The 12,376-nt window shown below is 73.5% G+C and carries 6 protein-coding genes; 1 reads left to right on the plus strand and 5 read right to left on the minus strand.

What is annotated here, in order from left to right:
- Positions 1-131: 131 nt before the first annotated feature.
- Genes ACFY5B_RS21875 through ACFY5B_RS21885 form a run of 3 tightly spaced genes read right to left on the minus strand, consistent with a single transcriptional unit; the run spans position 132 to position 2,023 of the window.
- Positions 132-893, minus strand: a complete 762-nt coding sequence (locus tag ACFY5B_RS21875; RefSeq protein ID WP_389971603.1) for an SDR family NAD(P)-dependent oxidoreductase — start codon at positions 891-893, stop codon at positions 132-134.
- Between the two features lie 12 nt (positions 894-905).
- Positions 906-1,547: a hypothetical protein gene (locus ACFY5B_RS21880; RefSeq protein WP_389971605.1), complete on the minus strand. Its 642-nt coding sequence runs from the start codon at positions 1,545-1,547 to the stop codon at positions 906-908.
- An 11-nt stretch (positions 1,548-1,558) separates the two neighbouring features.
- Positions 1,559-2,023, minus strand: a complete 465-nt coding sequence (locus ACFY5B_RS21885) for a flavin reductase family protein (RefSeq protein ID WP_389971607.1) — start codon at positions 2,021-2,023, stop codon at positions 1,559-1,561.
- Between the two features lie 273 nt (positions 2,024-2,296).
- On the opposite strand from ACFY5B_RS21885, the gene ACFY5B_RS21890 reads away from it, so the two are divergent.
- Complete coding sequence (locus ACFY5B_RS21890) at positions 2,297-2,686, plus strand: YybH family protein (protein WP_389971609.1); 390 nt, start codon at positions 2,297-2,299, stop codon at positions 2,684-2,686.
- A gap of 60 nt (positions 2,687-2,746) precedes the next feature.
- Here the strand turns inward: ACFY5B_RS21890 and ACFY5B_RS21895 are convergent, their stop codons facing one another.
- On the minus strand, positions 2,747-9,268 hold the full coding sequence (locus ACFY5B_RS21895; protein ID WP_389971611.1) for a type I polyketide synthase: 6,522 nt from the start codon (positions 9,266-9,268) through the stop codon (positions 2,747-2,749).
- Between the two features lie 99 nt (positions 9,269-9,367).
- Positions 9,368-12,376: SDR family NAD(P)-dependent oxidoreductase (locus ACFY5B_RS21900; protein ID WP_389971613.1), on the minus strand; the 3,009-nt coding region annotated here is incomplete at its 5' end.

Consider the following 12,376-nt stretch of genomic DNA (forward strand, 5'->3'; position numbering starts at 1 on the left):
ATTCGGCCCGGCCCGGCGAAGGAGCCGTACCGAACAGGGCGCCCCACACGCCTTATGTGGCTTGCGAATCTATCCGGGAGCCGTGGGGCGGCAGTAACGGCCGGGTAATCGCCCCTACGTCGTACCGGTCCTCACTGGTTGACGAAGCCGCCGTCCACCGGCAGGACCGTGCCGGTCAGAAAGGGGCAGCGGTCGCTGAGCAGCCAGGCCGCTGCCGCGGCTATCTCCTCCGGTTCCGCCGTACGACCCTGGGGCGTCATGGAGTTGACCATGTCCTCAAGGCCGGGGTTGCGGGCGAACCAGTCCGTGGTGATCTCGCTGCGGGTGGTGCCGGGGGCCACGGCGTTGACCCTGATGCCCTGCTGCGCGTACTCGTCGGCGGCTGCCCGGGTGAGGCCGACGACGGCGTGCTTGGAGGCCACGTACGGCGCTGCGGTGGGGATGGCGACGAGTCCGCCGACGCTGCTGTTGTTGACGATCGCGCCACCGTGCTCGAGCATCGCTTCGATCTCCGCGCGCAGGCAGTTGAAGACACCGCGCACGTTGGTGTCCATGATGGCGTCGTAGGTCTCGTCGCCCATCTGGTGCAGAGGGGTGCGGTCGCCGCCGACGCCGGCGTTGTTGAACGCCCCGTCGAGCCGTCCGAACGTACCGACGGCCGACTTCACCGCCATGGCGGCGTCCTCGCGCGAGGTGACGTCGGCGACCACGTACTCAGCCCGGGCCCCCTCGGCGCGCAGCTCTTCGACGAGCGCGGCCAGCCGCTCCTGTCTGCGGGCGACCAGTAAGACCGCCGCACCCTCCTGGGCGAACACTCTGGCCGCCGCCGCTCCGATGCCACTGCTCGCCCCAGTGACGAGGACGACTTTCCCGGTAAGAAGACCTTTGTCCATGAGGAGATCCTGTCAGGACTTGGTGTGCCTGTTGTGAACTTCTGCTGAAGTGCGGGGCCGTGACGCGTCCCGGCGGGTCCGGCCCGGCCCGGGTGTCCGGCGCACGGAGGTCCCCAGGTCCCTGATGAGATCGGCGGCCCGGGAGCCCGGCAGCGGCGATCCGTCGCCGAGCGCCACGAGCGCGGCACACTCCATGAGCAGGGTCCCCATCTCCGCCGCCCGCTCCGGTTCCAGCGGCCGCTCCTGGAGACACTCGCCGCCGTCCGGCGTCCGGCAGACCCGTCCGGACGCCGCCGCGAGCGCGTGGGCTCCGTGGCGCAGCAGCGCCCGCCGCAGCCGGGTGTCTTCGCGCTCGGCGCCGCTGAGCACGGTGTCGAGTGCCTCCGTGTAGGCGGCCATCACCTTCGCGGCGAAGGGGTCACCGAAGGCGTGCCGGTCGGTGAAGGAGATGCCGCGGGAGTCGGGGAATCCGTGGCCGGACTCGGGGCCTGCGAGGACGGCGTGCGTGTCCGGGCCATCGTGCCGCCGGGCGGGTGCGGGCCGCGTGAGTCGCGGCACCGACCGGGCCAGGCCCTCGTTCAGCGCCTCGATGAACCAGGGTCCGACCATCGGATCCACGGGCCAGGCCGGCTTCTGTGTCGTTCCTGCGGACATGGTCACCCCTGTCATTCGGGGGCGGCTCCGAGCTGCCGGAAACCGCCGTTGAAGAAGAGCAGCCCGGACGAGTCCTGCGCCGTGGCGGCGTGGACCACGTCACCGATGAAGATCGAGTGGTCTCCCGAGTCGTAGGCCTCGGACAGTTCGCACTCCAGCCAGCCGACCGCCCCGTGCAGGAGTGGCGCCCCGGTGCGGGGCCCGGGCTCGAAGCCGAACCCGTGGAACTGCTCGGCCCCCAGCGGCCTGGCCTTGTCGGCGAAGTGACGGGCGACGGGCTCCTGTCCGGCCCCCAGGATAGAGACACCGAACCCGTGCACCGAGGTGATCGCCTTGTGCATGACGGCGCTGTGGGCCACGCAGCACAGGATCTTCGGCGGCTCGAGGGAGACCGAGCTGAACGCGTTGGCGGTCATTCCGTGAATGTTCTCGCCACCGACGCTCAGCACGATGACGCCGGTCGCGAAGCGTGCCATTGCCGACCGCATCGACGCCGGTTCCACCGGAATTCCGCGAACGACTTCGTTCACTGACACAGGACTCATTCCGAAACCCTTCGAAGAATCATGGGAAAAGCGTAGGGGGCCGCCTTCCGCTGCAGCTCACCACGGAGTAACCGTCGTGGCGGGGCGGCTTGTTGCCTGGCGATGACCGGGATATGGCAGGCTCACGCGCGGAACGCGCGGGCCCGTGGGGCCCTTTCGCGCGCTTTTCCCGACCGGCCCGGACGACCGAGGAGTGATCTCGCCATGACGGCCATCGACAAAGATCTGAACCAACAGGTCCTGGCACGGGCGGAACTCGCCGTCAGTGCCTTCAACAGTGGTGATGTCGCCACTCTCGACCGGCTTTTCGCCGTAGACGCCATATCCGTCCAGGAGGACGGCAGTGTCCTTTCCGGGCCCGCACGGACCGAGGGACGGGCGGAGGTGCTGGCGCTGCGGCCCGTCATGACGGCGCGGGTGCTGGAGTCCTACGTGACATCCGACACCGCGCTGCTGGTCGTGGACTGGTCGATCGAGGTGGACACGGCCGAGGGCGGCCCGGAGCGGCACTCGGGCACCGCGCTCGACGTGCTGCGCCGGCGGGGTGACGACTGGCTGTACGTCATCGACAACCCGTACGGCACGCAGATCTGAGGAACACGGCTGGGGCCGTGGCCGGGACGCGACTGTCGCGTCCCGGCCACGGCGGTCTGCTCACCGGGCGGCGCCCGCTCCGGCTCCGCTCTCCTGCGGGGCGGGGAAGTACCCCGTGTCCGCGAAGAACTCGACGTACTTCCGGAACAGCTCGCCGGTGACCGGCGGGCAGTCGATGCCGGTCCCCTCGAGCGCGGCGGCGGTCTCGGTGGTGGCGATGGCCGGGTAGAAGGACTCGCTGTCCGCGACGAGCAGTTCCACCGCGTCGAGCAGCGGCGCGGCGGAGTTCTCCGGGTCGGCCCGCACCAGCTCGAACCATGTCTTCCGGTCGAGCTCGTCCAGCGGGTAGCCGTACGCGCGCAGGTGGGACACCACGTCGGCGAACGTCACGTGGCTGTCGTTGCACAGGTGGTAGGTGCCGCCCGCGGCGGCCCGGCGCCGGGACACGGCGACCAGGGCGGCGCTGGCGTAATCGACCGGCATCAGCCGGAAGACACCCGGCAGTTCGGCCGGAGCCGCGCCGGCCTGGAGCATTCCCTTGATGGTCAGCCACACGAAGTCACGGGTCTGGCAGGCACCGTTGACCTGGTCGCCCGCGATCTGATCGACCCGGTAGATGTTCACCGGCAGGCCGCGTTCGCGGGCGATGCCGATGATCTGCTCCGTGACCCACTTGCTCTGGGTGTAGCCGTTGGGCAGCACCTCGCCCGGCCCCGCCGGGTCGGTCACCTTCAGGGGCACGCCCCGGGTCACCGGGCCCGCGAAGACACCGGTGGTCGACACGTAGTGCAGCGGGACGGTGCGGTGCCGGGCGGCGAGCCGCAGGAGTTCCTCGGTGCCGAGGACGTTCGCGGCCCTCACCGTCGCGTACGGGTGGATCCAGTTGACCGAGGCGCCGGGGTGGTAGACCACGTCGACGGTACGGGCCAGCGCGTCGAACTCCTCCTCGGCCAGACCGAGCAGGGGCGCGGCGAGGTCGCCGACGACGACCCGCAGGCGGCCGGGGTCGATGTCGTCCGAGATGCGGTACCACTTCAGGTTGGCCCACACGCGCTCCAGGGCCTCGGCCTCGTCGGCGGCGCGCACCAGGACGTGCACCCGGGCCCGTGTCGTACGCATCAGCTCGCGCAGCACGAACGCGCCGAGGAAGCCGGTGACGCCGGTGAGCAGCGCGTCCTCGGGGTCCTCCGCCACCAGGTGGACCTCGTCGGCCGGACGGATGTCGTCGGCGAGCCGGATCTCGGCGGCGAAGTCCACCCGCGGCTCTTCCCCGGCCTGCTCTCCGCCGGCGATCTCGGCGTGCAGGTACGCCGCGAGCGCGGCGGGCGACGGGTGGTCGAAGACGAGGCTGGCCGGAAGCCTGGTGCCGGTCGCCGCGCCGAGCCGGTTGCGCAGTTCGACGGAGGTCAGGGAGTCGAACCCGAGCTCGGGGAAGGCCTGGTCGGGCCGGATGCCAGAGGGGTCGAAGTGGCCGAGGACGGCCGCCACCTCGGCACGGACCAGGTCGAGGACGATGCGGAGCCGTTCCGCCTCCTCCTTGCCCTCGAGCAGAGCGGCCAGGCTCCCGGTGCCCAGCGCCGACTCGCTGACCGTGCGGCGCGCCGGTGTGCGGGCCAGGGACTGGAAGACCAGCGGCACCGAGGTCCGCTGCTCGCGCAGCGCCTCCACGTCGACGGGCACGCCGACCAGGGCCGGGGTGCCCAGGGCCATGGCCGTGTCGAGGATGCCCGGCCCGGCGTCGGACGCGACGAGCCGGAAGCCGGCCCGGACGATGCGGTCGACGTCGGCGGCGTCGAGATTGGCGGCCATCGCGCTCAGCTGCTCCCACAGGCCCCAGGCGACGGAGGTCGCGGGCAGGCCGTGGGCGCTGCGGTGCTGGGCCAGGGCGTCCAGGAAGGAGTTGGCGGCGGCGTAGGTGGACTGGCCGGCGCCGCCGATCACGCCGGCGAGCGACGAGAAGAGGACGAACGCGGACAGGTCCAGGTCGCGGGTGAGTTCGTGCAGATGCCAGGCGGCGTCGGCCTTGGGCCGCAGGACCGCGTCGAGCCGCTCCGGGCTCTGTGTGCTGATGAGACCGTCGTCGAGGACACCGGCGGCGTGGACCACACCGGTCAGCGGCCGGTCGGCGGGCAGCCCGGCCAGCAGTTCCTCCAGTGCGGCGCGGTCGGCGGTGTCGCAGGCGGCCACGGTCACCTCGGCGCCCAGTGCCGTGAGGGAGTCCCGCAGCTCGTCGGCGCCGGGCGCGGCGGGGCCGCTTCGACTGACGAGCAGCAGGTGGCGCACCCCGTGTGCGGCCGCCAGGTGGTGGGCGAAGAGGGCGCCGAGGGTGCCGGTGCCGCCGGTGACGAGGACGGTGCCCTCGGGATTCCAGGTGCCGCCGGGCGTGGTGCCGGGTGCCGGGGCGCCGACCCGCGTCACGCGGGGGACGAAGGCCCGGCCCTTCCGGACCGCGGCCTGGGCCTGGCCGGAACGCACCAGGGCGGGCAGGGCTGCGAGGGAGGCCGGGTCGTCGTCGAGGTCGACGAGCACGAACCGGCCCGGGGACTCCGACTGGGCGGTCCGCAGCAGCCCCCAGACGGCGGCCGCGCCGAGGTCCGTGACGTCCTCGGTGCCGACCGCCACGGCGCCGCGCGTGACCCAGACGAGCGGGACGTCCTCCAGGCGGTCGTCCGCCAGCCACTCCTGGACGATCCCGAGGGCATGGTGGGTTGCCGCGTACACGGAGGCGATGTCCTGCCCCTCGCGGGCCGGGGTGTGCCGGGCCAGGACGGCGTCGAGGACGGCGCCAGCGTCCACGGCCTTGGCCACCGCGGCCACGTCGGCGAGCTGGACGGCGTCGAAGAGGTCGGTGCCCAGCTGGGCCAGGGCGGCGGGCCGTTCGGTCGTGGCGGTGAGGCCGAGGGGGCGCCAGTCCACGCGGAGCAGGGAGTCGTGGCTGCGGACGCCGACGGCCGTTGCGCCGACGGCGCGCGTGGTCAGCGAGGCGATCGTGGCGACCGGCCGTCCCGTCCGGTCGGCGATGTCGACGCGCACGGCGTCGCCGTCCGGGGTGAACCGGACGCGCAGCGAGGTCGCTCCGCCGGCGTAGAGCTGGTAGCCGCTCCAGTGCGTGGCGAGGCGGGCCCCGCTGCCCTCCGGAGTGCCGAGGGCGAGCGGCAGCGTGTGCAGGGCCGCCTCCAGCAGGGCCGGATGCAGGGCGAACTCGGCGGCTTGTGCGCGTAGCTGGTCGGGGATGCGGACCTCGGCGAGCAGTGTGTCGCCGTCCCGCCACAGGCCGGTCAGGCCATGGAAGGCGGGGCCGGTGGCGATGCCGTCCGCCGCGAGCCGGTCCTGGACCTCCGCCGGGTCGACGGGCGCGGCACCGGCGGGCGGCCACTGGGAGAGGTCGGCGGTGGCCCCCGGGGCGCGCAGACTGAGGCGGCCGGTGGCGACGCGGGTCCAGGGCACGTCTCCGCTGTCCGGGCGGGCGTGCACGGCGAACGGACGTGCGGCCGTGGTGTCGTCGGGGTCGGCGGCGTCCACGACGACCTGGATCTGGGTGCCGTCGCCGGTGGCGAGGACCAGGGGCTCGTGGAGGGTCAGATCGTCGACGGCGGTCAGGCCGACCTCGTCACCGGCGCGCACGGCCAGCTCGGCGAGGGCCGACGGCGGCAGCACGGCGGCACCGTGGACGGTGCTGTCGGCGAGCCAGGAGTGCGTGTGGGCGGAGATGCGGCTGGTGAACAGGGTCTGACCGGCTCCGGCCACGGTGACGGCCGCACCGAGCAGCGGGTGCTCGGCGGAGGCCAGGCCGAGCCGGGTGACGTCGACGCCGGTGGCGGCGTACCAGTAGCGCTCGCGCTGGAAGGCGTACGTGGGCAGCCGGACCGCGCGGGCCCCGTGGCCGGTGAAGACCGTCTGCCAGTCGACGTGGCCGCCACGCGTGTGGAGAGCGCCGAGGGAGGTCAGGAACCGGTCCAGGCCGCCGTCGTCGCGGCGGAGCGTGCCGACCACGACGGCCCGCTCGTGACTCTCCTCCAGGACCGGGCCGAGCACCGGGTGCGGGCCGACCTCGACGAAGGAGTTGTGGCCGCTGTCGGCGAGGGCGCGGGCGGTGGCCTCGAACTCCACCGGCCGGCGCAGGTTCTGGTACCAGTACTCGGCGTCCAGGGCGGTGGTGTCCAGGGGGCCGGCGGTGACCGTCGAGTAGAACTGCGCGGTGCCCTTCCGAGGGCGGATGGGTGCGAGCGCCTCGACGAGGCGGTCGCGGATCTCCTCGACCTGCGCCGAGTGCGAGGCGAAGGCGGCGGAGAAGCTCCGGGCCCGTATGCCGTCCTCCTTGCACCGGGCGACGAACGCCTCGAGGGCCTCCCCGTCCCCGGACACGACGGTCGACCGGGGTCCGTTGACGACGGCTGTGGACAGGCGCTCGCCCCAGCCCTCCGCTTCCAGGCGGGCGGCGAGTTCGTCGCGGGAGAGCGCCACGGAGGCGATGCTGCCGCGCCCGTGCAGCACCTTCGTCACCTGGCTGCGCAGGGCGGCCACACGGGCCGCGTCCTCCAGGGTGAGCGCCCCGGCGACGTAGGCGGCGGCGACCTCGCCCTGCGAGGAGCCCACGACGGTGTCCGGCTCCACACCGTACGAGCGCCACAGCGCGGCCAGGGAGACGGCCACGGCGAAGGAGGCGGGCTGCAGGACCTCGACGCGGTCGAGGGACGGCGCGCCGTCGGCCTGGCGCAGGACCTCCTCCAGGGACCAGTCGACGTACGGGGCCAGGGCCTTCTCGCAGGCGCGGATGGTCGCGGCGAACACCTCCGAGCTGTCGAGGAGTTCGACGGCCATGCGGTCCCACTGTCCGCCCTGCCCGGGGAAGACGAAGACCGTCTTGCCGCCGTCGACGGCATTGCCCTGCACGACGTGTGGCGACGGCTCGCCGTCGCGCAGCGCGCGCAGCCCCTCGCGCAGTTCACCGAGGTCCGCCCCGATGACGCCGGCCCGGTGCGGGAACGCCGAACGGGTGGTGGCCAGGGAGTACGCGATGTCCAGCGGGTCGGTCCCGGGATGCCGTTCCGTGTGCGCGAGGAGCCGTCCCGCCTGGTCGCGCAGCGCCTCGGGGGACTTCGCCGACAGAACCCATGGGACGGCCGGGGTGGGGGCGACGCCGGCGGCGGGCGTGCCGTCGGTGTCCTTTCCGGCCGGCGCGGCGGGCTCGGGGAGCGGCGCCTGCTCCAGGATGACGTGGGCGTTGGTGCCGCTCGCGCCGAAGGCGGAGACGCCGGCGCGGCGCGGGCGTCCGGTCTCGGGCCAGGGCCGTGCCTCGGTGAGCAGGCGTACGGCGCCGGCCGACCAGTCGACGACCGGGGTGGGGTTCTCGGCGTGGAGCGACCTCGGCAGGATGCCGTGCCGCAGCGCCTGGACGGTCTTGATGATGCCGCCGACCCCGGCGGCGGCCTGGGCGTGCCCGATGTTGGACTTCAGGGAGCCCAGCCACAAGGGGCGTTCTTCGGTGTGCTCCTGCCCGTAGGTGGTGAGCAGCGCCTGGGCCTCGATCGGGTCGCCGAGCGTGGTGCCGGTGCCGTGTGCCTCGACGGCGTCGACCTCGGTGGCGTTCAGCCGGGCGTTTCGCAGGGCCTGCCGGATCACCCGTTCCTGTGACGGGCCGTTGGGCGCGGTGAGGCCGTTGCTCGCGCCGTCCTGGTTGACGGCGATGCCCCGCACCACGGCGAGGACGTCGTGGCCGTTGCGCCGGGCGTCGGACAGCCGCTCGACGACGAGCAGGCCGACCCCCTCGGACCAGCCGATGCCGTCCGCGGAGGCGGCGAACGGCTTGCACCGGCCGTCCTGGGCCAGTCCTCGCTGCTGGGAGAAGTCGATGTGGCCACCGGGGGTCGCGGCCACGTACGAGGCTCCCGCGAGGGCCAGGGTGGACTCCCCCGACCGCAGCGACTGGACGGCGAGGTGCAGTGCGACGAGCGACGACGAGCAGGCCGTGTCGATGGAGACCGCCGGCCCTTCGAGGCCGAGGGTGTACGCGATGCGTCCCGACCCCATGCTGCTGAGCTTGCTGGTCATCAGGTAGCCGTCGAACTCGCCGGGGGTGTCGAGGCCGAGGTAGCTCTGTTCGACCAGGCCGGTGAAGACCCCTGTCCTTGAGCCCTTCAGGGTGGCCGGGTCGATGCCCGCGTCCTCCAGGGCCTCCCAGGCGGTCTCCAGCAGGAGCCGCTGCTGCGGGTCCATCGCCAGGGCCTCGCGGGGGGAGATGCCGAAGAACGCGGCGTCGAAACGGGTGGCGTCGTCGACGAAGCCCGCCTGCCTGACGTAGGTCCGGCCGGGCTTGGTGGGGTCGGGGTCGTAAAGATTGTCGAGGTCCCAGCCCCGGTCGGCGGGGAAGTCGGTGATGGTGTCCCTCTCGTCCATGACGAGCTGCCACAGCTCGTCCGGGGAGGAGACGCCCGGGTAGCGGCAGGCCATGCCGACGATCGCGATGGGCTCGTCCTTGCCGGACTCGAGCTCGGTCACGCGCCGGCGCGCCTTCTGGAGGTCGCCAGTCACCTTCTTGAGGTAGGCGAGCAGCTTGTCTTCGTTGGACATGTCGTTGGACATGCGAACCTCGGATCTCCTTGGATCGTCCGGCAGATGGGGGAAGCGCTGCGATGCGGGGCCGGCCCGGACGGTTGGGTGTCCGCCCGGGCCGGCCCGTGCTCAGTGGGTGGGGTCGCCGATGCCGTCGAGCTCGGTGTCGATCAGGGCGAAGATCTCGTCGGCCGAGGCCGACTCGATCCGGCTCGCCATGTCTTCCTCCGGGTCCGATCCGACGGTGAGGCGGGACACGAGCATCTGGAGTCGTACGACGAGTTCCTCACGGCCCGGGTCGTCGGCCGGGCCGTCGGCGAGCGCGGCCTCCAGGGTGTCCAGGGCGGTGAGGGCCGGGGGCCGGCCGTCCGCGTCCTCGGGGGTGAGGAGTTCCAGGAGGTGGGCGGTGAGCGCCGCGGGCGAGGGGTGGTCGAAGGCCAGCGTGGCCGGCAACCGGACGCCCGCCCGCTCGCCGAGCCGGTTCCGCAGCTCGACGGCGGTCATGGAGTCGAAGCCCATCTCCTGGAAGGCGCGGTCGGCCTCGACTGCGCCGGGTTCGGCGTGTCCGAGGACGGCGGCCACCTCGGTCCGTACGAGAGTGAGGACGGCCTCCCGGCGCTCCTCGGCGTCGAGACCGGCGAGCCTGCTGGCCGGCCCGCCGTCCGCTGCACCGGCGGCCGCGGCACCGCGCCGGTTGACCACTCCCGTGAGGGTGCTCAGCACGGCGGGCACCGGGCCGCCTGCTCGCAGGACCGCGGGATCCAGGGGCAGGGCCACCAGAGCGGGGGCGGCCATGCGCAGCGCGGCGTCCAGGAGCCGCACGCCCTCGTCCGGTGTCACCTGCCGGAAGCCCTCGCGCACGAACCGGTTGCGGTCCCTCTCGTCGAGGTCCGCGTTGATGTCGCCGTCGATGTCCCACAGCCCCCATGCCACGGAGGTGGCGGGCAGACCACGGGCCGCCCGGTGCTGTGCGAGGCCGTCCAGGAAGGCACCGGCCGCGGCGTAGTTGGCCTGGCCGGGGCCGCCGATGACACCGGTGTGGGACGAGAAGAGCACGAACGCCGACAGGTTCCGGTCCCGCGTCAGGTCGTGCAGGTGCCAGGCGGCGTCCGCGTTGGCCCGCAGCACGGCGATCAGCTCGTCCGGGGGCAGGGTGGGCAGCAGGGCGTTGCGTACGATCCCGGCGAGGTGCACGACCGCCGCCGGTGGGTGCTCCTCGGGAATCCCTGCGAGGACGGCCGCGAGGGCGTCCCGGTCGGCCGCGTCGCACCGGGCCACGGTGACCTCCGCGCCCGACTCCCGCAGATCGGCGAGGAGTTCCGGGTCGTACCAGGACTCCTCGGCACGCCGGTCGAGCAGGAGCAGCCGCGTCACCCCGTGCCCGGTCACCAGGTGCCGGGTGATGTATGCGGCCAGGGCGCCGCCCGCTCCTGTGACGAGGACGGTGCCCTGCGCGCCGAGGGCGGGAGCTTCGCCGGTGGTGACGGTTTCCCCAGGGGTGTGCCCCGCGGTCCGGACCCTCGGGTCCTGCGGCGCGGTGCGGTACAGCCGGGGCAGCAGGACCGTGTCGTCCCGCAGCGCCGCCTGCGGCTCCCCGGAGGCGAGTACCGCGTTCAGGAGCGCATCGGACGGTGCGCCGTCCGCGGGGGCGTCGACGAGGACGATCCGCTCGGGCGCCTCCGCCTGGGCGGAGCGCACCAGGCCCCAGACCGCCGCGGCCGCGGCGTCGGTGGGTTCCTGGGGGACGGCGGCGGTACCACCTCGGGTGAGCACCACCAGTCGGGTGTCCGTGAGCCGTTCGTCGGCGAGCCACCGCTGGACCAGGTCGAGGGTCGCGAGGGCGACGCGGTGCGTCGAACCGACCACGTCCATGGTCTCTCCGGAACCCCCGATGCCCCTTGCGTCCCTTCTGTCCCTTGTGGCCCCGATGATGTCCGGGCCGGGCTCGGCGAGTACGGCGTCGACGGCCGCGCCCGCAGCGACGGCGTCGCCGAGGTCGGCGAGGGTCGCGTACCGCTCGGCGTCCAGGTCGGTCCGCGTCGCGCCGATTACGGCCCAGCGCACCGGTGCGCCGGGGGCTGCGGTGGCGAGCGGCGTCCACCGGAGGTGGAGGAGCGGCTGGTGCGCGGCGTCGGCCGGTGCGAAGCGGTCCTCCGGCATGTCCTCGAAGGAGAGCCGGTCGACGGTGAGGACCGGCTGCCCGGCCGCGTCCGTCAACTGCACGGAGACGGCATCGCCGTCGGTCGGCGCGACCCGGACACGCACCACCGAGGCGCCTGTCGCGTGCAGCCGGACGCCCTGCCAGGCGGCCGGGACCCGGACGCTGCCGGCGGGGGGTTCGCCCGCGATGGCGCGCACGGCACGCTCCAGCAGCACGGGGTGCAGACCGTGGGCCGCTGCGTCCGGGAGGAGTCCCTCGTCCAGGTGTGCTTCACCGGCGTCCGACAGGCCGTCGGGAACGGTCGCGGGTCCCGGGTGCGTGGCGGTGCCGAGGACGCCCTCGGCGTGCGCGGCCCGGTCGGGCTCCGTTCCGTCGGTCACGACGTGGACGGTGAAGGGGCGCCGGCCGGTCTCGTCGGGGGCGCCGACGACGGTCTGGAGCCGGGCGGTGCCGTGGTCGGGCAGGACCGGCGGCCGGTGCACGGTGAGGCTCTCCAGGTGGCCCGCGCCGACCTCGTCGGCCGCTCTGACCGCGGTCTCCACGAGCGCGGAGACGGGCAGCACCGTGGCGCCGAGGACCGTATGGTCGTCGATCCACCCGTGGGTGCGCCGGGACAGGCGGCTGGTGAACACCGTCTGGCCGGTGCCCGCGACCGGTACGGCGGTGCCGAGCAGCGGGTGCCCGGTGGCGTCCGGGCCGGCTCCCCCGTCCTCCGGCGCCGTGGGCTGCAGCCAGTACCGCTCGTGCTGGAAGGCGTAGGTCGGCAGGGGGACGCGCCGGGCGCCGGTGCCTGCGAAGAACGCCTCCCAGTCGACGCGGACGCCGCGGCTGTGCAGTGTGCCGAGTGCCTTGACGAGGGTGTCGGCCTCGGGGCGGTCGCGGCGGAGGAGGGTGAGGGCCTGGACGTCGTCGCGGTCGTCGGCTTCGAGGGTCTCCTGCACCATCGCGGCCAGGACCCCGTCGGGACCGAGCTCCAG

The organism is Streptomyces sp. NPDC013187, assembly GCF_042899705.1.
Taxonomy (GTDB): domain Bacteria; phylum Actinomycetota; class Actinomycetes; order Streptomycetales; family Streptomycetaceae; genus Streptomyces; species Streptomyces hawaiiensis_A.

What these genes read in the sequence shown, in the direction of transcription:
- ACFY5B_RS21880 (WP_389971605.1), bottom strand. Translation starts at nt 1,547, where the DNA reads ATGTCCGCAGGAACGACACAGAAGCCGGCCTGGCCCGTGGATCCGATG.
- ACFY5B_RS21885 (WP_389971607.1), bottom strand. Translation starts at nt 2,023, where the DNA reads ATGGCACGCTTCGCGACCGGCGTCATCGTGCTGAGCGTCGGTGGCGAG.
- ACFY5B_RS21890 (WP_389971609.1), top strand. Translation starts at nt 2,297, where the DNA reads ATGACGGCCATCGACAAAGATCTGAACCAACAGGTCCTGGCACGGGCG.
- ACFY5B_RS21875 (WP_389971603.1), bottom strand. Translation starts at nt 893, where the DNA reads ATGGACAAAGGTCTTCTTACCGGGAAAGTCGTCCTCGTCACTGGGGCG.
- ACFY5B_RS21895 (WP_389971611.1), bottom strand. Translation starts at nt 9,268, where the DNA reads ATGTCCAACGACATGTCCAACGAAGACAAGCTGCTCGCCTACCTCAAG.